This window comes from Streptomyces sp. NBC_00775 (assembly GCF_036347135.1).
GTDB classification, from domain to species: Bacteria; Actinomycetota; Actinomycetes; order Streptomycetales; family Streptomycetaceae; genus Streptomyces; species Streptomyces lutosisoli.
The window spans coordinates 2,930,271-2,952,889 of record NZ_CP108938.1 but is presented as its reverse complement, the minus strand read 5'-3'; the positions used below and the strand labels follow the sequence as shown (position 1 = coordinate 2,952,889).

Genomic DNA, 22,619 nt, shown 5'->3' with positions numbered 1-22,619 from the left:
AAGACGTCTCTCAGAGACTTCTTCCGAGGCGTATGGGTGCCTCACAGACTTCTCTCAGGCTGCTCCCCGACCGTAGGACGTGACAGAGCGTCACTCGGGAGGGGAGCAGCCATGACAGGCAGCGAGCGGGGGGCCGCCGCGGCGGTCCGCAGAGGAGCACGGCGTACGGCGGCCGCGGCAGCGGCGGTGACACTGGCGGCGGCGGCCGGGGTGTTCGCGCTGGTGGGTTCGATGCAGGCGGCCTCGGACGCCGACACGACGGCGTCCGGCAGCACGGGTTCGTCGACTTCGAGTTCGAGCACGAGTACGGGCTCTGGTTCGAGCGGCGACACGGACTCGTCGTCGTCTTCGTCCTCCTCGGGGAGCTCGGGGAGCTCGGGGAGCTCGGGGAGCCCAGAGGGCTCTTCCTCGTCGAACTCCTCCTCGGGGCTCCAGGCGTCGTCCGACGGACTGACCTCCTCCGGCAGCAGCGGCTCGGCCGACTCCACTTCGGGGGCGTCGTGATGAGCGCGGCTTTCCGTCCCACGGCCGCCGCCGACTGGCGTGCCCTCGGCACGAGCGTCCGGCTGGTCGTCACCGACCCGGCGCTGCTGGACTCCTGCAACCTGCTGCTCGCCCGGCAGCTGGCCGAGGTCGACGCCACGTGCAGCCGTTTCCGCCCGGACTCCGAACTGGCGGCCCTCGACAGCTCCGAAGGGCGACCGGTCACGGTCAGCCCGCTGCTGGCCGAGGCACTGGCCGTCGCGCTGCGCGCCGCCGAGGCGACGGACGGCGCCGTCGACCCGACCGTCGGCTCGGCGATGAACGCCCTCGGCTACGACCGTGACTTCCAGCTGCTCCAGGAGGACGGCCGCCCCGTACGGCTCACCGTGCGCCCGGTGCCCGGCTGGCGCCAGGTACGGCTGGACCGCGCGACCGGCACGGTCACCGTCCCGGCCGGGGTCCGCCTCGACCTGGGCGCCACGGCCAAGGCGTGGGCCGCCGACAAGGCCGCCGCGATGCTCGCCCGGGCGGCGGGGTGCGGAGTCCTGGTGAGCCTCGGCGGCGACACGGCCGTCGCGGGCGAACCACCGGCGGGCGGCTGGCGCATCCGCGTCCAGGACGCCACGGGCCCGGTCGACGAGACCCCGGCACCGGGCCCGTACGCCACGATCGGCGTCCGCAGCGGCGGCCTCGCGACCTCCGGCACCACGGCCCGCCGCTGGCGCTGCGGCACCCACGACCTCCACCACATCATCGACCCGTACACGGGCCTGCCCGCCGAGACGCCGTGGCGTACGGTCTCGGTCGCGGCGGCCACCTGCGCCGACGCCAACGCGGCGAGCACAGCGGCCCTGGTCAAGGGCAAGAACGCGACACGCTGGCTGACCAGGCTGGGCCTGCCGGCAAGGCTGGTGGCGCGAGACGGAACGGTCCTCACGACCCCGGGCTGGCCCCAGCCCGAGCCCAGCTGGCCCACTTCCCGGCCGACGCGGGCATTTTCGGCCCGTCCGGCGTTCGAGGACGAGTCGGCGGGCCGCATCCCACCCGCCCTCCGTGTTCCCGCCCACCCTGCCTCCACCCTCAGCCCCGCCCCGTACGCGTCGGCCCGTCCGGCGTTCGAGGACGAGGCCGTTCAGGCCGAAGGGGGGTCTGGGGGCGCAGCCCCCAGGGATGGGACGGGTAGGGGCGGCGGGGGCGAACAAGCGCCGAAGGCGCCGACCGCGACAACCGCACGGGCCGCGGCATGACGGACTCCTCCATCCTCTGGTACGCCAACAGAGCCACCGGCGCGGTCTCGCTCGTCCTGTTCACGGTCGTCGTCCTGCTCGGCACAGCGGTAAGACTTCGCGGCCGTCTCCCCGGCCTCCCCCGCTTCGGCACAGTGACCCTCCACCGCACCCTCTCCCTCTCCGCCACCACCTTCCTCGCCCTCCACATCACCGCGGCGATCGCCGACGGCTACGTCAACATCACCACCCGCGACGCCGTCGTCCCCTTCGTCTCCGACTACCAGCCCCTCTGGCTGGGCCTCGGCACCGTCGCCCTGGACCTGCTGCTCGCGGTCCTGATCACCAGCCTGCTCCGCGCCCGCCTGGGCCACCGCACCTGGCGAGCGGTGCACTGGCTGGCGTACGCCTCCTGGCCGATCGCGCTGATCCACGGCATCGGTATCGGCACGGACGCCGGCACCACCTGGATGCTCTGGCTGACGGTCTCCTGCGTGGCCGCCGTCCTCACGGCGTCCGGCATCCGCGTCACCCAGGCGGCCCGCGCCTCCCGGCGAACCCCGTCCGCACTGCTTCGTACCGCCGAGGGAGCCCGCTCATGACCATGACCTTCACGGACATCTACATGCCGCCGAGGCTGCTCGCCCCCGGCGGCACCCCGGCCGGCTTCACCACCCACCAGCAGCGCTACGGCCCCCTGTCCCACGGCAACCCGGCCCACCTGCTGCGCACGCTCGCCGAATCCGGGCTCACCGGCCGCGGCGGCGCCGCGTTCCCCACGTACCGCAAGCTGGTCGCGGTCGCGGAGACCGGTCGCCGCACGGGCCGCGCCCCGGTCGTCGTGGCGAACGGCGCGGAGGGCGAGCCCGCCAGCGCGAAGGACAGGACGCTGCTGCGGCTGTCTCCCCATCTCGTCCTGGACGGGCTCCAGCTGGCGGCCGAGGCGGTCGGCGCGGGGGAGGCGTACCTCGCGGTCGAGGACGGCGCGACGCCGCTCGAAACGGCCCTCACCGAGCGCCGGGACCCCCTGCCGGTGCGCACGGTACGCGTCCCGAAGCGCTTCCTCTCCGGCCAGTCCTCGGCCCTCACCCAGTACATCTCCGGGCACGCCGCGCTGCCCCGGCACCAGCGCCCCCCGGTGCGCGAACAGGGCGTGCACCGGGCGCCGACCCTCGTCCAGAACGTGGAGACGCTCGCCCACTTCGCTCTCATAGCCCGCTACGGCGCCGACTGGTTCCGCTCCGCGGGCACGCCGGCCGAACCGGGCAGCGCACTGTGCACGGTGCATGTGCCGGGCCGCGAGGTACGGGTCGTGGAGGCGCCCTTCGGAATGCCCCTGCACCGGCTGCTGCCGCTGGACGGCATCGGCGCGGTCCTGATCGGCGGCTACCACGGCACGTGGATCCCGGCCGCCGAGGCCGCGACCCGCCCGCTCAGCATGGCCGATCTCGGCGCGGGCGTCCTGGCGGCCCTGCCCGCCGACCGCTGCGGCCTCGCCGAAACCGCCCGCGTCCTGCGCTATCTGGCCCTCGAATCGGCGGGCCAGTGCGGCCCCTGCCTCAACGGCCTGCCCCGGATCGCCGCCGCCTTCCAGACCCTGGCGTCCCCGGGACCGCACGGCACCGCCCGCGAGGACGTCTCCCGCTGGGCCGGACTCGTGGAGGGCCGCGGCGCCTGCCACCACCCCGACGGCACGGTCCGCCTGGTCCGCAGCGCACTCACGACGTTCGCCGCCGAACTGGACGCCCATGCCTGCGGTCACTGCACGGCGACCGACCGCACCCCGCTGCTGCCCGTCCCCGGAAGCCGGAGCTGACATGAAAGCCGCCACCGTCACCGCCACCGCCGCCGATCCGCGGCTCGACATCGACTGGACCGCCTGCCAGGGCCACGGCCTGTGCGCCGAACTCCTCCCCGAGCACATCGCGCTCGACGAGTGGGGCTACCCCGTGTTCGACCGCGGCCCTGTCCCTCGTACGGCCCTGAAGCGCGCCCGCAGAGCAGCGGCCGACTGCCCGGTGCTGGCCCTCAAGCTCACGACGACGCAGGGGAGTTGAGCCAGTTAGGGGGCGTCAGAGCCAGCCCGCGAACTCCAGCAGCAGCTCCGCGTCCTGCGGACGTCCGACCCGGCGCGCCCGGACCCCGGACTCGACCGCCCGGAACAGGGTCCAGCCCCGCAGCCGCTCCTGGTCCACCTCCAGGGACTCGGCGAGCCGCTTCACCCGCCGCCGGGTGATCGACGAACCCGAGGGCGAGGCGATCAGATCCTCCACCCGGTCGCGGACCAGCCGGGCCAGGTCGAAGGCACACTCACCGACCACCGGATCGGGGCCCACGGCCAGCCAGGGCATCCGCTCGGCGGCGAGCACCTTGCTCTGCCGGAAGGTGCCGTGCAGCAGCCGCTCCTCGGGCGGATCGGCGAGCAGCGCGTCGCGGGCCGCGAGCGCCGCCTCCACCAGGGAGCCGACCTCGGCGTCGGCACCGGCGCTCGCCCGCATCGCCTCGGCCTGCCGGCCGGTCCGCTCGGCGACGGTCTCGAACACATGGGCGGCGGGTGGCTCGACCCACAGCCGCCGCAGCGTGCCCGCCGCCTCCAGCAGCGCCTTCGCCTCGGGCAGCGACCGCACGGACATGTCCGGGTGCAGCCGCTCCAGCAGCAGTACGCCGTGGGTGTCGCCGGGATTGAGGAGCCGGACCGCGCCCCGTCCGTCCCAGTGGGCGAGCGCGGCCCGCTCGCTCTCCGGACGGGCCCGCTCGGGCGCCAGCTTCAGCACGGCGGGCGTCCCGTCGATCAGCCGTACCAGCACGACCAGGCTGCTGCGCCCGCCGGGCGCCTGCACCCGCTCCACGGTCAACTCGCGTAGATCCACGGCCTTTTGGGCCAGCTCGGGCAGCTTGTCCAGCCAGTCACCGGCTCCGCCGCCTCCGTTGTGCTGCGTCTCGCCGAGCGCCCGCACGAGGCGCTGCGGCGGTTCGAAAGCCATGCGCGAGTTGTTTCCTTCCAGGTCGCGTTACGTCTGCGAGGGTGCCGACGCGGAGGGGGTGGCCGCCCGTTCGGCGAGCCCAGGGAAGGCTACGCTCTCGCCGCGCCAGCGCACCGCCCGCACCGCCGCCTCCCGCAGCGCCTCGGCGGCCGTGCGCCGCTGGTCGCCCGTGGAGGCGCGTACGAGGTCGGAGTACACATCGGCCACACGTTCCTCCAGCTCTGCCGCGAACCGTACGGCCGTGCCGGAGTCCTTCACGGCGAACGGCAACGCGTACGCCGCCGCCGCGGCCTCGGGCTTGCCGTCCAGGTCCCGCACGGCGCGCACCAGCTCGTCCCGGCGCGCCCGGTGGGCGTCGTACGCCGCCCGCGCCTCGTCCCGCCTGCCCGCGCCGATCTTGCCGCCGACGACGCCGTACCCGTAGACGACGGCGTGCTCGGCACCCAGCGCGGCCTGCAGGGCCTTGAGCTCGGCTTCCCTGGCCGCGGCGGCCTTCTGGGCCTGCTCGGTGCTCCGGGTGCCCCCGGCGCCCTTGGTTTCCCTGGTACCGCTCACTTGGCCCCCTCCGTCAGCAAAAACGCGTGTGCGGCCCCGGCCGCCGCAACGCTGGCCAGCAGCCTGGCCAGCTCTCCCGGGACCTCCAGCAAGGCCTTGGTGCGCTCGTCCGAAAGGGTGCGCTCGGCGGAGGCGAGGTCGCTGAGGGCGTCCTTCTCACGAACCGGTACGGAGGGGGAGGCGCTCGGGTGCGCCGACGCGGCCGACGCGGACGCCGAATCCGAAGGGGAGGGAGATGCGGAGGGCGACGCGGGGGGCGAGGCGGTCACCGAAGGGGACGCCGACGGGCTGCTCCCCGTACCCCCGAACGCCTGTGCGTGCCGTACGACCTCCGCGTGCAGGGGGCCCAGCCGCTCCGCCAGTGCCGGGTGCACGGCGATCACGGCGGTGTAGCGCCCGGCCAGGGTCTCGCTGTCGCGTGCCGCGCGGGCCCGTGCCCGGTCCGCGGCCGAGGGGCTGCCGGCCGTGGTGTCGGTGGACTGCTCGGGAGTGGAGCAGCCCGCGAGGACGAGGGTGCCCGCGGCCGATGCGAGCAGGCTCCTTCGGCGCGGGCCCGGGGGGGTGCGCGACGGCAGGGTGAACGGCACGGCAGACGTCCTCGGAGGGCTCGTACGAAAGGGAGGGCGATACGCCCGTGATCACGGTACCCGCGCCCCACCCGATCACTCGCCAGCGCCTCTCCCGGGACATGGGTTTCGCCCCCGCCGCCCCTACCCGTCCCATCCTTCTGGGGCTCCGCCCCAGACCCCGTTGGGTGGTGTGTCGGGTGCGGGTGGGGGAGGGCTGGTGCAAAAGATCGCGCAGTTCCCCGCGCCCCTTTTGGGGGCGCGGGGAACTGCGCAATCTTTTGGGGTCTGGGGGCGGAGCCCCCAGGGACCCGCCGCACCCGCACCCCGTCACGGTGGACGGCAACACCCCCCGCGACCGGATACCCTTTGACCTGACACACGACCTACCCACAACAGCACACGCGGCCGAGGAGTCACCCGGATGAGCACCACCCAGAGCGAGAGGCTGCGAGAACTGCTGGAACCGCTCGTCAGCTCTCAGGGACTCGATCTCGAGGAGATCGAGGTGGACTCGGTCGGGCGCAAGCGCGTGCTGCGCGTCGTCGTCGACTCGGACGAGGGTGCCGACCTGGACGCGATCGCCGATGTGAGCCGCGCGCTCTCGGCGAAGCTCGACGAGACGGACGCGATGGGCGCGGGTGAGTACACCCTCGAGGTCGGAACCCCCGGTGCCGAGCGCGAGCTCAAGGAGCACCGTCACTACGTACGCGCCACGGACCGGCTGGTGAAGTTCCAGCTGGAGGACGACGGCGAACTGGTCGCACGCATCCTGACGGTCGAGGACGACGGCATCGACGTCGAGGTGCCGGGCGTGAAGGGGCGCAAGCCCACCGCCAAGCGACTCGCCTTCGCGGACATCGCCAAGGCGCGCGTCCAGGTCGAGTTCAGCCGCAAGAACAAGAACGAAGAGAACGCAGAGGAGGCGTAGCCGTGGACATCGACATGAGTGCCCTGCGGGGCTTGGTGCGGGAGAAGGAGATCTCCTTCGACCTGCTGGTCGAGGCGATCGAGTCGGCCCTCCTCATCGCCTACCACCGCACCGAGGGAAGCCGCCGCCACGCGCGCGTGAAGCTCGACCGGGAGACCGGTCATGTGACCGTGTGGGCGAAGGAGGACCCCCAGGAGCTGGAGGAGGGGCAGGAGGCACGCGAGTTCGACGACACCCCGTCGGACTTCGGCCGGATCGCCGCCACCACCGCCAAGCAGGTCATCCTGCAGCGTCTGCGCGACGCTGAGGACGACGCGACGCTCGGTGAGTACGCCGGACGTGAGGGCGACATCGTCACCGGTGTGGTCCAGCAGGGGCGCGACCCCAAGAACGTGCTGGTCGACATCGGCAAGCTGGAGGCCATCCTGCCGGTGCAGGAGCAGGTCCCGGGTGAGAACTACGAGCACGGTCTCCGGCTGCGCTCGTACGTCGTTCGGGTGGCCAAGGGTGTCCGCGGTCCGTCCGTGACCCTCTCCCGTACACACCCCAATCTGGTGAAGAAGCTCTTCGCGCTCGAGGTGCCGGAGATCGCCGACGGTTCCGTCGAGATCGCCGCCATCGCGCGCGAGGCCGGCCACCGTACGAAGATCGCCGTCCGGTCGACCCGCAGCGGCCTGAACGCCAAGGGCGCCTGCATCGGTCCCATGGGCGGGCGCGTGCGCCAGGTCATGGCCGAGCTGAACGGCGAGAAGATCGACATCGTCGACTGGTCGGACGACCCGGCCGAGATGGTCGCGAACGCGCTCTCCCCGGCACGTGTCTCCAAGGTCGAGGTCGTCGACCTCGCGGCCCGCTCCGCGCGGGTGACGGTCCCCGACTACCAGCTGTCGCTGGCGATCGGCAAGGAAGGGCAGAACGCCCGCCTCGCCGCCCGCCTCACGGGCTGGCGGATCGACATCCGTCCGGACACCGAACAGCCGTCCGAGGAGACCTCGCGGCGGTCCGGGGAATAGCAGCGGGAATAGATCTGAGCCGCAGGTGGCTTAGATCACGACAACAACCGTTCGATTCTTGCCCCAAAGGGGTGAGGTCGGTACGGGGAGGTAGACTAAAGAGTGTCTGGCCGGACGCGAGCCCGCGCATGCCCTGAGCGCACCTGTGTGGGGTGCCGGGAGCGAGCGGCCAAGAAGGATCTGCTGCGCATCGTGGCGGTCGAGGGTGAATGTGTCCCCGATCATCGCGGTACGCTGCCCGGCCGGGGTGCCTACGTGCACCCCGCCCTGGTCTGTCTCGACCTGGCGGTCCGCCGCCGGGCGATCCCAAGGGCGCTGCGTGCCCCGGGAGCGCTCGACACAGCGGCGTTGCGCCTCTACGTCGAGCAGGCAACACCGTAAGAAGCGTCGTACGGAACCTCCGTGCGGCCCTGGTACCCCCGCGAGTTGGAAGTAGGTCGAGATTGCGATGAGCACTCGATGAGCACGCGATGAGTACGCCCATGAAGTAGCGACGGTCCGGACGCATCCCGGACCTAAAAGGAGCGAAGTGGCTAAGGTCCGGGTATACGAACTCGCCAAGGAGTTCGGGGTTGAGAGCAAGGTCGTCATGGCCAAGCTCCAAGAACTCGGTGAATTCGTCCGTTCGGCGTCCTCGACGATCGAGGCGCCCGTTGTACGCAAGCTGACTGACGCCCTCCAGCAGGGCAGCGGCGGCAAGCCCGCCCCCGCGCGCAAGGCCGCCCCGGCCAAGCCGGGCGCCCCCTCTCCGGCGCAGGCGGCCCGTCCGGCTGCCCCGCGCCCGCCGGCCCCGAAGCCGGCCGTGGCCGAGGCGCCCGCCGCGGCGGCTCCGGTCACCCCGGTGACTCCGGCCGCTCCGGGCCCGCGTCCGGGTCCCAAGCCCGCCCCGAAGCCCGCTCCGGCGGCTCCGGCTCCGGTCGCGGCCGAGTTCACGGCGCCCCCGTCGGCTCCTGCGGCTCCGGCCGCGGGTCCCCGTCCGGGCTCCGCTCCGCGTCCCGGCGGCCAGGCTCCGCGTCCCGGTGCCCGTCCGGCCGGTCCCGGCCAGGGTGGCCAGGGCCGTGGTGACCGTCCCGAGCGCGGCGGCGACCGTCAGGGCGCTCCGCGTCCCGGCGGCCAGGCTCCGCGTCCCGGCGCTCGTCCGGCCGGCCCGCGTCCGGGCAACAACCCGTTCACCTCTGGTGGCTCCACCGGCATGGCGCGCCCGCAGGCGCCCCGTCCGGGCGGTGCCCCGCGTCCCGGTGGCGCCGGTGCCCCCGGCGGTCCGCGTCCGCAGGGCGCGGGTCAGGACCGTGGTGACCGTGCTCCCCGTCCCCAGGGCGGTCCCGGCGGCGCTCCGCGTCCGCAGGGCGGTCCGGGCGGTGCCCGTCCGACCCCCGGCGGCATGCCTCGTCCGCAGGCTCCGCGTCCCGGTGGGGCCCCCGGCCCCGGCGGTAACCGTCCGAACCCCGGCATGATGCCGCAGCGTCCCGCTGCGGGCAGCCCGCGTCCCGGCGGTGGCCCTGGTGGCCGCGGTCCCGGTGGCGGCGGCGGTCGTCCCGGTGGTCCCGGTGGTGGCGGCGGCGGTCGTCCCGGTGGCGGCGGCTTCGCCGGTCGTCCCGGTGGCGGCGGTGGCGGCTTCGCCGGTCGTCCGGCCGGTCCCGGTGGCGGCGGTGGCGGTTTCGCCGGTCGTCCCGGTGGTCCGGGCGGTGGCGGCGGTGGCCGTCCCGGCTTCGGTGGTCGTCCCGGTGGTCCGGGTGGCCGCGGTGGCACGCAGGGCGCCTTCGGCCGTCCCGGCGGTCCCGCGCGTCGTGGTCGCAAGTCGAAGCGGCAGAGGCGCCAGGAGTACGAGGCCATGCAGGCCCCGTCGGTCGGCGGCGTGATGCTGCCTCGCGGCAACGGACAGTCCGTCCGCCTGTCGCGCGGTGCGTCCCTCACCGACTTCGCGGAGAAGATCGGCGCCAACCCGGCGTCGCTCGTCGGCGTGATGATGAACCTCGGCGAGATGGTCACTGCCACGCAGTCCGTCTCCGACGAGACGCTGAAGCTCCTCGCGGACGAGATGAACTTCGTCCTCGAGATCGTCAGCCCCGAGGAGGAGGACCGCGAGCTGCTCGAGTCCTTCGACATCGAGTTCGGCGAGGACGAGGGTGGCGAGGAGTTCCTCGTCGCGCGTCCGCCGGTCGTGACCGTCATGGGTCACGTCGACCACGGTAAGACCCGCCTCCTCGACACCATCCGCAAGACGAACGTCGTCGCGGGCGAGGCCGGCGGTATCACGCAGCACATCGGTGCGTACCAGGTCGCGACTCAGGTCAACGACGAAGAGCGCAAGATCACCTTCATCGACACCCCGGGTCACGAGGCGTTCACCGCCATGCGTGCCCGTGGTGCGAAGTCGACCGACATCGCGATCCTCGTGGTGGCGGCCAACGACGGTGTGATGCCCCAGACGATCGAGGCGCTGAACCACGCCAAGGCGGCCGGTGTGCCGATCGTGGTCGCGGTCAACAAGATCGACGTCGAGGGCGCGGACCCGGTCAAGGTGCGCGGTCAGCTGACCGAGTTCGGTCTGGTGGCCGAGGAGTACGGCGGCGACACGATGTTCGTCGACATCTCCGCCAAGCAGGGTCTGCACATCGACTCCCTGCTGGAGGCCGTGGTCCTCACCGCGGATGCCTCGCTCGACCTGCGGGCCAACCCGGAGCAGGACGCGCAGGGTATTGCGATCGAGTCCCACCTCGACCGTGGCCGCGGTGCCGTCTCGACGGTCCTGGTCCAGCGCGGCACGCTGCGCATCGGCGACACGATGGTTGTCGGCGACGCGTACGGCCGTGTCCGGGCGATGCTCGACGACAACGGCAACAACGTCGAGGAAGCGGGTCCGTCGACCCCCGTCCTGGTCCTGGGTCTCACCAACGTCCCGGGCGCCGGCGACAACTTCCTGGTTGTCGACGAGGACCGCACGGCGCGTCAGATCGCCGAGAAGCGCGCGGCGCGTGAGCGCAACGCCAACTTCGCCCGCCGGGGTGTCCGGTTCTCCCTGGAGAACCTGGACGAGGCCCTCAAGGCCGGTCTGGTGCAGGAACTCAACCTCATCATCAAGGGCGACGCGTCCGGTTCGGTGGAGGCTCTCGAGTCCTCGCTGCTCCAGCTCGACGTCGGCGAAGAGGTCGACATCCGCGTCCTGCACCGCGGCGTGGGTGCGGTCACCGAGTCGGACATCGACCTGGCGACCGGCTCCGACGCGATCGTCATCGGCTTCAACGTCCGCGCTGCGGGCCGCGCGGCCCAGATGGCGGAGCGCGAAGGCGTCGATGTCCGGTACTACTCGGTGATCTACCAGGCCATCGAGGAGATCGAGGCGGCCCTCAAGGGCATGCTCAAGCCGGAGTACGAGGAGGTCGAGCTCGGCACGGCGGAGATCCGCGAGGTCTTCAAGTCGTCCAAGCTGGGCAACATCGCCGGTGTCCTGGTCCGCTCGGGCGAGGTCAAGCGCAACACGAAGGCTCGACTCGTCCGCGACGGCAAGGTCATCGCGGAGAGCCTCACCATCTCCGGTCTGCGTCGCTTCAAGGACGACGTCACCGAGATCCGCGAAGGCTTCGAGGGTGGTATCAACCTCGGAAACTTCAACGACATCAAGGTCGACGACGTCATCGCGACGTACGAGATGCGCGAGAAGCCGCGGTCGTAAGGCGGTTGTTTGAGCTGGCCGGCGGTGGAGTTCTCACCGCCGGCCAGCTTGCCGTCTCTGGGGGCTGCGCCCCCAGACCCCCAAAAGATTGCGCAGTTCCCCGCGCCCCTAAAAGGGGCGCGGGGAACTGCGCGAACGGCCCCCACCGGCCCGCAGCCGAAAAACAACCGAACGGGGTCGAAGGGGCGGAGCCCCTGGGGATGGGACGGGTAGGGCGGCGGGGGCGAAAACCCCGTCGAGCGAGCCGGAGGTTCGTTGTACGGTTCTGATGTCCCTGCCAAGTGCATTGGCAGGCCATCTATCCCGTACCGGCGGGACATCCGGTTACACATGTATGTGGGGACACTGTCCTTCGATCTGCTCCTCGGCGACGTTCACTCGCTCAAGGAGAAGCGCTCTCTCGTCCGGCCGATCGTCGCTGAACTCCAGCGGAAGTACCCGGTGAGCGTGGCGGAGACGGGCAACCAGGACCTTCACCGCAGGGCCGAGATCGGCCTCGCGGTGGTCTCCGGAGACACCGAGCACCTCACCGACGTACTGGACCGGTGCGAACGGTTCGTAGCGGCGCGACCGGAGGTGGAGCTGCTGTCGGTACGGCGCAGGCTCCACAAAGACGAAGACTGACGAAACAAGCAAGGCGAAGAAGGAGACGGACCAGTGGCCGACAACGCGCGGGCGAAGAGGCTGGCGGACCTCATCCGAGAGGTGGTGGCCCAGAAGCTGCAGCGCGGGATCAAGGACCCGCGGCTCGGCACACACGTCACCATCACGGACACCCGGGTCACCGGGGACCTCCGGGAGGCGACCGTCTTCTACACGGTGTACGGGGACGACGAGGAGCGCGCGGCGGCCGCCGCGGGCCTGGAGAGCGCCAAGGGCGTGCTCCGCTCGGCGGTCGGCGCGGCGGCGGGCGTGAAGTTCACGCCGACGCTGACCTTCGTCGCGGACGCCCTGCCGGACACCGCCAAGACCATCGAGGACCTGCTCGACAAGGCGCGGGCCTCGGACGCGAAGGTGCGCGAGGTCTCGGCCGGCGCTTCCTTCGCGGGTGACGCGGACCCGTACAAGAAGCCGGAAGACGACGACGAGACGGACGGCGACGCCGCAGAATGACCCAGAAGCACCAGACGCCCGACGGGCTTGTCATTGTCGACAAGCCGTCGGGCTTCACTTCGCACGACGTGGTCGCCAAGATGCGCGGGATCGCCAGGACCCGCCGCGTCGGACACGCCGGCACCCTCGACCCCATGGCGACGGGCGTGCTCGTCCTCGGCGTCGAGAAGGCGACCAAGCTCCTCGGGCACCTCGCGCTCACCGAGAAGGAGTACCTGGGGACCATCCGGCTGGGGCAGAACACCCTGACGGACGACGCCGAGGGTGACATCACCTCGTCCACCGACGCCTCGGGCGTCAAGCGGGACGCCGTCGACGCCGGGATCGCCAAGCTGACCGGCCGCATCATGCAGGTGCCGTCCAAGGTCAGCGCCATCAAGATCGACGGCGTGCGCTCGTACAAGCGGGCGCGCGAGGGCGAGGAGTTCGAGATCCCGGCCCGCCCGGTGACCGTCTCGTCGTTCGCGGTGTACGACATCCGTGACGCCGTCGCCGAGGACGGCACGCCGGTGCTCGACCTGGTCGTCTCCGTCGTCTGTTCCTCCGGCACCTACATCCGGGCGCTCGCCCGGGACCTGGGCGCGGACCTGGGCGTCGGCGGTCATCTCACCGCCCTGCGCCGCACCCGCGTCGGCCCCTACAAGCTCGACTCCGCGCGCACCCTCGACCAGCTCCAGGAGGAGCTGACCGTGATGCCGATCGCGGAGGCCGCCGCGGCCGCGTTCCCGCGCTGGGACGTGGACGCCAAGCGGGCGCGGCTGCTGCTCAACGGCGTACGCCTGGAGATGCCCGACGTGTACGCGGGCAAGGGCGCCGTGGCCGTGTTCGACCCCGAGGGATTGTTCCTGGCGCTGGTGGAGGAGCAGAAGGGGAAAGCGAAGAGCCTGGCCGTGTTCGGCTGACGTTCTTCGGCGTTCTCCGTCCTCCCGCCGCGTCTCTCGCGTACGGCGGTGCGGTGGTCCTGCGGGGCCCCGCCCGTGGAGCGGCGATCACGGGGTTTCGTGCCCGCCGCTCCACGGTCCCCCCTCGGTTCCCCCACACAAGGGTGTATCCATCCGCCGTCGGCTATTCACCCCTTCGGGCAGGCGCTCGGAGTGAACCGAGGGAGCGGAAGGGGGCGCGTTCGCCGCGCGATCTTTCCCGCTGATCACCCCGCGCCTACCGTCGAAGCAGGAGCACGGCGGGGAGGTTCGAGCATGGCGGGACGGGGCCCGCGGACCGGGGGCCGACAGACACCGGACGATACCCGGGACACACGGGACGAGGCCCTGGTACGCGTCTGCGACCTGGCGGGGCGCCCGCGCGGCACGGGCTTCGTCGCCGACCACCACGGCACGGTGATCACCAGCCACGAGGCGGTCGACGGCCTGGCCTGTCTCGTCCTGCACGCCCCCGGCGACCGCACCTGCGTGGTGAGCGCCGATGCCGTCACGCCGCTGCCCGACGCCGACCTGGCTCTCGTACGCACCGAAGGTCTCGGCCTCGACCCGCTCCCCGTCACCGTGCGGGACCGAGTCGCGACCGGCACGTATGTACGGATCGCCGCGGGCGGCTGGCGCGAGGCGCGGGTGCTCGGCTCGTCCGCCGTGACGTACACGGCGACCGACCGCTTCCATCTCCTGGACGACGCCCTGGAGCTGGCGATCGGCACAGCGGGCGTGGACGCGCTCCGGCTGGGCGGCGGGGCGGCCGGGGGACCGGTCCTCGACGCCTCGACCGGAGCGGTGGTGGGGGTGCTCGGCACCGCGCTGCACACCGGGTACCGGGCGGCGGGGTTCGCCGTCCCCCTGCGGGGTGTCGAGGGGCCGCTCGCCGAGCTGCTGGACCGTAACGCGGCGACGGTGCCCGCCTACGGAGCCGATCTCAATCTGGCGGGGGTACTGGAGCTCACCGCGACCTCGGTCGGCTCGGACGGGCCGGGCGCGGCCACGTCGGTGGGGTCCGGCGGCGCGCCCTGCGGACCGGTCGAACGGGCCGACGTGGTCAGGGAGTTCACCGCTTTCGAGACCGGCCCGGCCGCCGTCCTCGGGCTCGTCGGCCCACCCGGCAGCGGCCGTACGACGGAACTGGCGGCCCTCGCCGCCCGCCGCACCCGGGGCGCGGAACCGGCCCCCGTGCTGTGGCTGCGCGGCGCCGACCTCCTCGCCGACGACACCTCCGTCGCGGACGCGGCGACACGGGCGTTGGAGCGGGCGGGGCGCATCGTGGCGGCCTCGGGGAAGGCTTCGGGCGAGGCTTCCGGGGTGTCCGCGGAGGCGGATGTGCTGCCTCCCGGCAGGTACGACGGTGAACTGGGCGACATCGGTCCTGAGCGGTTGGCCCGGCTGGCGCGGAACGCGGGGCGGCCGCTGCTGCTCCTCCTCGACGGTCCCGAGGAGATGCCGCCCGCCCTCGCCCACCGGTTGCCCGAGTGGACCGAGGGGACGGCCGCCTGGCTGCGCGAGACCGGGGCGCGGCTCGTCGTCGGATGCCGGGCCGAGCACTGGGAGCAGGCGGGGGCGGAGTTCCCGGGGGAGTCGCTGCACCGGGCCGAGACCGGATCGGACCCGTTGATCCCGTCCTGCGTGTGGCTGGGAGATCTGACCGAGGGGGAGGCCCGGCGGGCCCGGCTCCGCGCCGGGATCCCCGAGGACGCGCTCGCGGAAGCCGACGCACGGCATCCGCTGACGCTGCGGCTGTTCTCCGAGGTGCGGGCCGCGCTGCCGGACGCCCCGGCCGAGCGGCTCGGCCGCGACGAGGTCTTCGCCGCGTACCTGGACCTGATGTGCCTGCGCATCGCGGTCCGGCTCGCCGCCGCCGGAGGGCTGCGCGGCACGGTCGTACGGCGGCTCGCGGCCCAGGTCTCCGGTCAGGTGCACGAGGCCGCGCGACGCTGTCTGGGCCCCGGGCAGGGTGAGCTCGACCGCGCGTCCTTCGAAGCCGTCTTCCCGTGGGGCCCCGCGCCGGGTCACTGCCTCGCCGGTACCACCGGCTGGGCCTCCGCCGTCCTCACCGAGGGCCTCCTCGCGCCCGCCGGCAACGGCTACCGCTTCGCCCACGAGGAACTCGCCGACTGGATCCAGGGCTCCCATCTGGACCTGGACCCGGCCCTGCACGCCCTGGTCCACCGGGGGCGGCCGGCTCCGGCGCCGCGGGGAAGGGCCCGGCGCTCCCGGTCCGCCGCCACATCCTCCCCGGCGCACCTCCTCCCCGTCCCCCGGCACCGCATCGGACCCGTCGTCGAGACCCTGCTCGTCCTGGCCCGTCAACAGGGCACCGCCGAGCTGGCTCTCCGTCTGGAGGACCTGGTCCATGCCCTCGACGACCTGCTGCCCAAGGCACCGGGCCCGCTCGGTGACCCCGCCTGGTGGGCCACCCACCTCTGCGCGGACGTCCTGCTGCGCGTGCCCGACGCGACGCCGTACATCGGTGTGCTGCGGCTGCTCGCCGAGCGGATCGTGAGGTGGCGGGAGCGGGGCAGGGCCGTACCGGGGGAGTTCGGGCCGCCCTTCTGGGAGGCGCTGCCGCTGCCGGAGACGGAGCGGTTCGACCTGCTGAGGCGTCTGGTGGTCGCGGACGGGGCACGGCACGCGGCGGACGCGGCAAGCGAGGCCGCCGACGCCGTCCCCCGCTACCTGGACGCCGTGGCCCGGCTCCTCGCCGCCCGCCCCGCCGCCGTACAACCCCATCTCACGCGGTGGTTCGACGACGAGCGGCCCCTTCCCGCGACCCCGCACGCGACCGTGGCGACCGCCGCGCAGGCCTTGCTGTACGCGCATCGGCGGCGGGCGCTGGACGACCTCGCGGAGGCGCTGGTGGCCAGTGCGCACCGGCGCGGCGACGAGTTGCTCGCCGTGCTCGCCGAGGAGGAGCCGTCGGCCGTGTGCCGGGCGGTGGACCGGTGGGCGCACGACGAGCGGCCGGCGCGGCGGGTGGCCGCGGTGGCCTACGGGTTGCGGGCCGCGCCGTTCGTGCGGACCGAGGCCGACCGGGAGCTGCTGCGTTACGCGGCGCTCGCGCTGCTGGCCCGCCCCGCCGACTGCACGCTGCACGGCGGAGCACTCGGTCTCCTCGTACGGGATCCGCGCACCCGCGCCCGGTATCTGCCGGGGGCGCTGGAGCGCTTCACGGCCGGTGACCCCCAGCTGCCCGCGAGCGCCCTGGTCGCCGCGCTCACCACCCACCCGGACCCGGTGCTCGCCGCCTTCCGCACCCGGCTGCGGCAGTCGGGCCCCGACATGGGCCAGCTGTTGCGCACCCTCGCCGACGTCACCACGCCCGCCCTGGCCCGCAGCGTCGCCGCGATGGTGAGGGAGGCCGTCGAACTGCGCCCCGAGGCCGCCGCGCACGTGGCCGCCTATGTGGATCGGCGCCTGGAATACGGGACCACCACACGCGCGGTGCTCTTTCCGCTGGTCAGCGGCCTGCTTGAGGGCTGCCCCGCGTCCGTGCGGGCGGCGCTCGTGACGGTCCTCGCGGCGCCGGGCAGCCACGCGTCACGGCAGTTGCGGCGCGAGCTGCTGGATCTGCTGCTCGCGCACGAGCGGGACCCGGTCGTCCTCGACACCCTCCTCAAGGCCGCCGCGGCCGGCGTGGACCGCAGGGGTGAGGAGGCCACGCGCGAGCTGGTGCACCGAGCGGGCCTCCTCCTCGTCCGCACCCCGGCCGGAGCCACCGGATTCGACCGCGGTCTCGTCGACCTGGCCCGTCAAGTCCCGGGTTTCGCCGCCCTAGTGGCCCGCTGGCTGACCGGCGCGCCCGAGGAGTGGGCCGCGGTGGTCGGCCCGAGCACCCGCCGCATGATCGAGAACCTGGCCGGGGTGCGGGTGCCCGCCTGACCTGCTCCTCGCCCCCGCGCGACGCGTCATCGCCCGACGAGGCACTGCGCGATACGTCACACCACGATGCCGATGCAGGCCGAGCGCACGCGGCATGGCACCCTTAGAGCTGCGAATGAGGCAATCACGGACACGGGTTCGAGTTCGGATTCGGACAAGGAGCGGTCACAGTGCAGCGCTGGCGTGGCTTGGAGGACATCCCCGAGGACTGGGGGCGCAGCGTCGTCACCATCGGTTCCTACGACGGGGTGCACCGCGGACACCAGCTGATCATCAAGCATGCCGTGGACCGCGCCCGTGAACTGGGCGTGCCCTCCGTGGTCGTCACCTTCGACCCGCACCCGAGCGAGGTCGTGCGCCCCGGCAGCCACCCTCCGCTGCTCGCCCCGCACCACCGCCGCGCCGAGCTCTGTGCCGACCTGGGTGTGGACGCGCTGCTCATCCTCCCCTTCACCACCGAGTTCTCGAAGCTGTCGCCCGCCGACTTCGTCGTGAAGGTCCTGGTCGACAAGCTGCACGCCAAGGCCGTCGTCGAGGGCCCCAACTTCCGCTTCGGCCACAAGGCCGCGGGCAATGTCGCCTTCCTGCGTGAGCAGGGCGAGACCTACGACTTCGACGTCGAGGTCGTGGACCTGTACGTGTCGGGCGAGGCCGGCGGTGGCGAGCCCTTCTCCTCGACCCTCACCCGGCGGCTCGTCGCCGAGGGCGATGTCGAGGGCGCGCGCGAGATCCTCGGGCGTCCGCACCGTGTCGAGGGCATCGTCGTACGCGGCGCCCAGCGCGGCCGCGAACTCGGCTTCCCGACGGCCAACGTCGAAACCCTCCCGCACACCGCCATCCCCGCGGACGGCGTCTACGCCGGCTGGCTGCACGTCGAGGGCGAGGCGATGCCCGCGGCGATCTCCGTCGGCACGAACCCGCAGTTCGACGGCACCGAGCGCACCGTCGAGGCGTACGCCATCGACCGCGTCGGCCTCGACCTGTACGGCCTGCACGTCGCCGTCGACTTCCTCGCCTACGTCCGCGGCATGGCCAAGTTCGACTCCATCGAGGCGCTGCTGGAAGCCATCGCCGACGACGTGAAGCGGTCGCGGGAACTGATCGAGGCGTACGACGGGGAGTAGTTCTCCCGGCTATGTGAAGGGGGGCGGCCGGTGCTGAAAGGCACCGGCCGCCCCCATCGCCGTCATGACTGAGCGGCCGTCGCCCGCGCCCAATGGCACGCCACCTGCGTCCCGCCGCCCCCGCCGAGCACCTCCAGGTCCTGGCCCCGGCACGCGTCCGCCACGCCCGCCCGCTCCGCCTCCCCGCTCGCGAGGATCTGACAGCGCGCGTGGAAGCGGCAGCCGGACGGGATGCGGGAGGGGTCCGGGGGTTCGCCGGTGAGCACGACAGGATCGCCCGGTGCCTCCGGGAGGACGGACAACAGGGCCTGGGTGTACGGGTGTTGAGGGGCTGTCAGGACCTGTTCGACCTCGCCGGTCTCCACGATCCGGCCGAGGTACATCACCGCGACCCGGTCCGCAATGTTCCAGGCCAGGCCCAGATCGTGGGTCACCACCAGGGCGGACAGGCCGAGTTCGGTGCGCAGCCGCAGGAGCAGCGCGAGGATCTCGCCGCGCACCGAGGCGTCGAGGGAGGCCACCGGCTCGTCGGCGACGATGAGTTCGGGCTCCAGGACGAGCGCGCCCGCGATGACGACACGCTGGCGCTGGCCGCCGGACAGTTCGTGCGGGTAGCGCAGGAAGAACCGCTCCGGAGGGCGCAGCCCGGCCCGGGAGAGGGCTTCGGCGACCGCCGCCCGCTCGTCGCCGCCGTACCGGTGGATGCGCAGTCCCTCGGCCACCGCGTCGTACACCGTGTGCCGGGGGTTGAGCGAGCCGCTGGGGTCCTGGAGGACGAGCTGGACGCGCTTGCGGTAGGCCTTGAGGGCACGCGTGGAGTAGTCGAGCGGCTTGCCGTCGAAGGTGACGTGGCCGCCGGTCGGTGGGACGAGACCGAGGAGGGAGCGGGCCAGCGTCGTCTTGCCGCAGCCCGACTCGCCGACCAGCGCGACGATCTCGCCGGGCCGGATGTCGAGGTCGACGCCGTCGACGGCCCGGGCCCTGGCGGCGCCGTGGCGTCCGGGAAAGGCGATGTGCAGGCCCTGCGCGCTGAGGAGGGGGGCGGTCGTCAGGGGGGTGGTCGTCGTCATGGGGTGCTGCTCCTGGCTTCTTCCGCCGGGGTGCTCGGATCGGGGACCGCGGCGCCGGCGTGCACACAGGCCGCCCACCGCCCCGCGCCCGCCTCTCGCAGTGCCTGGTCCTGCGTCGCGCAGGCGTCCAGCGACACGGGACACCGGGGATGGAACGTACAGCCCGCCGGGAGCGCCGACGGATCCGGCGGATCGCCCGGCAGCCCGCGCGGCGCGAACCGCGACGCCGTGTCGCCGATGCGCGGGAAGGCGGCCGACAGGGCCTTGCCGTACGGGTGCCGGGCGTTCTCGTACACCTGCTGGGCGGGCCCTTCCTCGACCACGCGCCCCGCGTACATCACCGCGAGCCGGTCGCAGGTGTCGGCCAGGACCGCCAGGTCGTGGCTGATCATGACGAGGCCCAACTCCTTTTCGCTGACGAGCTGTTCGATCAGGCGGAGGATCTGTGCCTGGATCATCACGTCGAGCGCGGTGGTCGGTTCGTCGGCGATGACGAGCTGGGGGTCGCACGCCAGCGCCATGGCGATCATGACGCGTTGGCGCTGGCCGCCGGAGAGTTCGTGCGGGTAGGCGTCCGCGCGGGCGGCGGGCAGGCCGACGTGTTCGAGCAGCTCGCCCGTCTTCTTCCGCGCGCCCGCCGGGGTCGCCTTCTTGTGCAGCAGGATCGGCTCGGCGATCTGGTCACCGATGCGGTGCACGGGGTTCAGGGAGTGCATCGCGCCCTGGAAGACGATCGAGGCGCCCGCCCAGCGGACCGCGCGTACCCGGCCCCACTTCATCTTCAGCACGTCCTCGCCGTCGAGCAGGATCTCCCCGCTCGTGCGCGTGCCCGCGGGCAGCAGTCGCAGCAGCGCGAGTGCCAGCGTGGACTTGCCGCAGCCGGACTCGCCCGCGATACCGAGCTTCTGGCCCGCGTCGAGCGAGAGGTCCACGCCGCGCACGGCGGCGGCCCCTCCGGCGTACGTCACTTCGAGGTTCCTGACTTCCAGGAGCCGCTGCCTGGCCGGAGTGCTCAACGGGCCACCCCCAGCTTGGGGTTGAGCACCGATTCGACCGCGCGCCCGCACAGCGTGAACGCCAGCGCCACCACCGCGATCGCGACACCCGGCGGCACCAGGTACCACCACTTGCCCGCGCTGACCGCGCCCGCCTCCCGCGCGTCCTGGAGCAACCCGCCCCACGACACGACCGTCGGATCACCGAGCCCGAGGAACGCGAGCGTCGCCTCGGCGAGGATCGCGGAGGAGATGATCAGGGTCGTCTGCGCCAGCACCAGCGGCATCACATTGGGCAGGACATGCCGGGACATGATGTGCCAGTGCCCGCCGCCGAGCGCCTTCGCGCGTTCGATGTACGGCCGTGACTCCACGGCGAGGGTCTGCGCGCGCACCAGCCGGGCCGTCGTCGGCCAGGTCGTGACGCCGATCGCCAGGATGATCGTGCCGAGCGAACGGGTCATCACGGTCGCCAGCGCGATGGCGAGGACCAGTGTCGGCATGACCAGGAACCAGTCCGTGATCCGCATCATCACGGTCGCGTACCAGCCGCGGAAGTGTCCCGCGGTGATCCCGATGAGCGCCCCGATGGCGACCGACAGCACGGCCGCCAGCAGCCCGACGAGCAGGGAGACCCGCGCGCCCCACACGACCAGGCCGAGCAGATCGCGCCCGAACTGATCCGTCCCCAGCGGGAACTCGGCACTCGGGCTCTCCATCGGATCGCCCGGCGCGTTCGTCACGCTCTGCACGTCGGAGCCGACGGTCAGCGGCGCGGTCAGCGCGATGAGCGCGAAGAGGCCGAGGGCGGCGAGCCCCAAGACGCCCGCGCGGTGGGTGCGGTACTGCTTCCAGAAGCGGGCGGCGGAGTGGCGGCGACGCTGCCAGGCGAGAGCACGGGGGCCCTTCGCGGTCGCCGGTGCGGCTGTCTCGGCCGCCGTGGATTCGGTTGTCATCGGCCCGTCCGACTCGGTCGTGGTCATCGGCCCACCCGTGGATCCAGCAGCGGATAGATCAGATCGGCCAGCGTGTTCATCACGATCACCGCCGCCGCGAAGACGAAGAACAGCCCCTGCACCAGCGGCAGATCGGGCACGCTCAGCGCCTGGTAGAAGAGCCCGCCGAGACCCGGCCAGGAGAAGACGGTCTCGACGAGGATCACGCCGGCCACCGTCCGGCCGAGGTTGATGAAGATCAGCGTGACGGTCGGCAGCAGCGCGTTGGGGACGGCATGTCGCCGCCGCACGAGATCGTCCCGCAGGCCCTTCGCCCGCGCGGTCGTCAGATAGTCGCTGCCCATCTCGTCGAGCAGCGCCGAGCGTGTGACGAGCAGGGTCTGCCCGTACTCGACGGCGACCAGCGTCACCACCGGAAGGATCAGATGGTGGGCGACATCGAGGACGTACGCGAAGCCCTCCTTGCCCCCCGACTCCATTCCGCCGGTCGGGAAGAGGCCCGGGATCGGGCCCATACCCACCGAGAAGACGATGATGAGCAGCAGTCCCAGCCAGAAGGACGGGATGGAGTAAAGGGTCAGGGCCAGACCGGTGTTGAGCCGGTCGCTCAGCCCGCCATTGCGCCACGCGGAGCGCGTGCCGATGAAGATGCCGAGCACGGTGTAGAGCACGAACGCCGTGCCGGTGAGCAGCAGGGTGTTCGGCAGCGCCTCGGTGATCTTGTCGATGACGGGGGCGCGGAACTGGTACGACGTGCCGAGATCGCCGGTGAGCGCCTTGCCGCAGTAGTCGGTGAACTGCTCCCACATCGGCAGGTCGAGCCCGAACTCCTTGCGGTAGTTGGCGAGTTGCTCGGCGGACACCTGGCGGCCGCCCGTCATGTACTTGACCGGGTCGCCGGGGATCAGACGGAAGAGGAAGAAGCTGGTGACGAGGACGGCGAGCAGTGAGACGGCCGCGCCGCCCAACTTGCCCGCCACATAGCGCGGATACGCGGCCCGGCCGCGCGCCCGCGGCCCGCGGACCGACGGCCCGGCCTCGGCCGGACCGTCGGTCGCCTCGACCAGCGAGGGTGTTGCCTCAGCGGTCATGAACTACTCATTCGCTCGTACG

At 72.6% G+C, this 22,619-nt stretch carries 21 protein-coding genes; 13 read left to right on the top strand and 8 right to left on the bottom strand.

Going from position 1 to position 22,619, the window contains the following annotated elements:
- Window positions 1-41: 41 nt before the first annotated feature.
- A complete protein-coding gene (locus OIC96_RS13095; protein WP_330307660.1) occupies window positions 42-488 on the bottom strand; it encodes a hypothetical protein in 447 nt (148 codons plus the stop codon).
- Window positions 489-503: 15 nt separating this feature from the next.
- Here OIC96_RS13095 and OIC96_RS13090 point away from each other — a divergent pair, with 15 nt between their 5' ends.
- Genes OIC96_RS13090 through OIC96_RS13075 form a run of 4 tightly spaced genes read left to right on the top strand, consistent with a single transcriptional unit; the run spans window position 504 to window position 3,766 of the window.
- A complete protein-coding gene (locus tag OIC96_RS13090; RefSeq protein ID WP_330307661.1) occupies window positions 504-1,730 on the top strand; it encodes an FAD:protein FMN transferase in 1,227 nt (408 codons plus the stop codon).
- Window positions 1,727-2,311 (top strand): ferric reductase-like transmembrane domain-containing protein, encoded by a 585-nt coding sequence (locus tag OIC96_RS13085; RefSeq protein WP_330307662.1) that lies wholly within the window; start codon window positions 1,727-1,729, stop codon window positions 2,309-2,311. Before OIC96_RS13090 ends, OIC96_RS13085 begins: the two co-directional genes overlap by 4 nt.
- Entirely contained in the window at window positions 2,308-3,525 is a 1,218-nt protein-coding gene (locus tag OIC96_RS13080) for an NADH-ubiquinone oxidoreductase-F iron-sulfur binding region domain-containing protein (RefSeq protein ID WP_330307663.1), read from the top strand. The genes OIC96_RS13085 and OIC96_RS13080 overlap by 4 nt, the downstream gene beginning before the upstream one ends.
- A 1-nt stretch (window position 3,526) precedes the next feature.
- Window positions 3,527-3,766 carry a ferredoxin gene (locus tag OIC96_RS13075; protein WP_330307664.1) on the top strand — a complete coding sequence of 80 codons (240 nt, stop codon included), beginning with the start codon at window positions 3,527-3,529 and terminating at the stop codon, window positions 3,764-3,766.
- A gap of 15 nt (window positions 3,767-3,781) precedes the next feature.
- Here the strand turns inward: OIC96_RS13075 and OIC96_RS13070 are convergent, their stop codons facing one another.
- The 3 genes from OIC96_RS13070 to OIC96_RS13060 all read right to left on the bottom strand — a co-directional run bounded on the left by OIC96_RS13070 (window position 3,782) and on the right by OIC96_RS13060 (window position 5,835).
- Window positions 3,782-4,693 carry an aminoglycoside phosphotransferase family protein gene (locus tag OIC96_RS13070; RefSeq protein WP_330307665.1) on the bottom strand — a complete coding sequence of 304 codons (912 nt, stop codon included), beginning with the start codon at window positions 4,691-4,693 and terminating at the stop codon, window positions 3,782-3,784.
- Window positions 4,694-4,720: 27 nt separating this feature from the next.
- Complete coding sequence (locus tag OIC96_RS13065; RefSeq protein ID WP_330310307.1) at window positions 4,721-5,152, bottom strand: ferritin-like domain-containing protein; 432 nt, start codon at window positions 5,150-5,152, stop codon at window positions 4,721-4,723.
- 92 nt (window positions 5,153-5,244) lie between these two features.
- Window positions 5,245-5,835 carry a hypothetical protein gene (locus OIC96_RS13060; protein ID WP_330307666.1) on the bottom strand — a complete coding sequence of 197 codons (591 nt, stop codon included), beginning with the start codon at window positions 5,833-5,835 and terminating at the stop codon, window positions 5,245-5,247.
- 403 nt (window positions 5,836-6,238) lie between these two features.
- On the opposite strand from OIC96_RS13060, the gene rimP reads away from it, so the two are divergent.
- From rimP to OIC96_RS13015, 9 genes are all read left to right on the top strand, one after another.
- Complete coding sequence (rimP, locus tag OIC96_RS13055; protein WP_330307667.1) at window positions 6,239-6,745, top strand: ribosome maturation factor RimP; 507 nt, start codon at window positions 6,239-6,241, stop codon at window positions 6,743-6,745.
- Between the two features lie 2 nt (window positions 6,746-6,747).
- Complete coding sequence (nusA, locus tag OIC96_RS13050; protein WP_327432132.1) at window positions 6,748-7,758, top strand: transcription termination factor NusA; 1,011 nt, start codon at window positions 6,748-6,750, stop codon at window positions 7,756-7,758.
- A gap of 102 nt (window positions 7,759-7,860) precedes the next feature.
- A complete protein-coding gene (locus OIC96_RS13045) occupies window positions 7,861-8,139 on the top strand; it encodes a YlxR family protein (RefSeq protein WP_327432133.1) in 279 nt (92 codons plus the stop codon).
- 148 nt (window positions 8,140-8,287) lie between these two features.
- The gene (gene infB / locus OIC96_RS13040; RefSeq protein WP_330307668.1) at window positions 8,288-11,431 is read left to right on the top strand and encodes a translation initiation factor IF-2; all 3,144 of its coding nucleotides are present in this window, start codon (window positions 8,288-8,290) and stop codon (window positions 11,429-11,431) included.
- 330 nt (window positions 11,432-11,761) lie between these two features.
- Window positions 11,762-12,055 carry a DUF503 domain-containing protein gene (locus tag OIC96_RS13035; protein ID WP_330307669.1) on the top strand — a complete coding sequence of 98 codons (294 nt, stop codon included), beginning with the start codon at window positions 11,762-11,764 and terminating at the stop codon, window positions 12,053-12,055.
- Between the two features lie 33 nt (window positions 12,056-12,088).
- A complete protein-coding gene (rbfA, locus tag OIC96_RS13030; RefSeq protein ID WP_330307670.1) occupies window positions 12,089-12,544 on the top strand; it encodes a 30S ribosome-binding factor RbfA in 456 nt (151 codons plus the stop codon).
- Window positions 12,541-13,446, top strand: a complete 906-nt coding sequence (gene truB / locus OIC96_RS13025; RefSeq protein ID WP_330307671.1) for a tRNA pseudouridine(55) synthase TruB — start codon at window positions 12,541-12,543, stop codon at window positions 13,444-13,446. Before rbfA ends, truB begins: the two co-directional genes overlap by 4 nt.
- A gap of 294 nt (window positions 13,447-13,740) precedes the next feature.
- Window positions 13,741-17,361 (top strand): trypsin-like peptidase domain-containing protein, encoded by a 3,621-nt coding sequence (locus OIC96_RS13020; protein ID WP_330307672.1) that lies wholly within the window; start codon window positions 13,741-13,743, stop codon window positions 17,359-17,361.
- 170 nt (window positions 17,362-17,531) lie between these two features.
- Window positions 17,532-18,485 carry a bifunctional riboflavin kinase/FAD synthetase gene (locus OIC96_RS13015; RefSeq protein WP_330307673.1) on the top strand — a complete coding sequence of 318 codons (954 nt, stop codon included), beginning with the start codon at window positions 17,532-17,534 and terminating at the stop codon, window positions 18,483-18,485.
- A gap of 62 nt (window positions 18,486-18,547) precedes the next feature.
- Here the strand turns inward: OIC96_RS13015 and OIC96_RS13010 are convergent, their stop codons facing one another.
- Genes OIC96_RS13010 through OIC96_RS12995 form a run of 4 tightly spaced genes read right to left on the bottom strand, consistent with a single transcriptional unit; the run spans window position 18,548 to window position 22,597 of the window.
- The gene (locus OIC96_RS13010; RefSeq protein WP_330307674.1) at window positions 18,548-19,555 is read right to left on the bottom strand and encodes an ABC transporter ATP-binding protein; all 1,008 of its coding nucleotides are present in this window, start codon (window positions 19,553-19,555) and stop codon (window positions 18,548-18,550) included.
- The gene (locus OIC96_RS13005; protein WP_330307675.1) at window positions 19,552-20,571 is read right to left on the bottom strand and encodes an ABC transporter ATP-binding protein; all 1,020 of its coding nucleotides are present in this window, start codon (window positions 20,569-20,571) and stop codon (window positions 19,552-19,554) included. The genes OIC96_RS13010 and OIC96_RS13005 overlap by 4 nt, the downstream gene beginning before the upstream one ends.
- Window positions 20,568-21,506, bottom strand: coding sequence for an ABC transporter permease (locus OIC96_RS13000; protein WP_330310308.1), 939 nt, complete (start codon window positions 21,504-21,506; stop codon window positions 20,568-20,570). The genes OIC96_RS13005 and OIC96_RS13000 overlap by 4 nt, the downstream gene beginning before the upstream one ends.
- A gap of 23 nt (window positions 21,507-21,529) precedes the next feature.
- On the bottom strand, window positions 21,530-22,597 hold the full coding sequence (locus tag OIC96_RS12995; RefSeq protein WP_330307676.1) for an ABC transporter permease: 1,068 nt from the start codon (window positions 22,595-22,597) through the stop codon (window positions 21,530-21,532).
- Window positions 22,598-22,619: the final 22 nt, after the last annotated feature.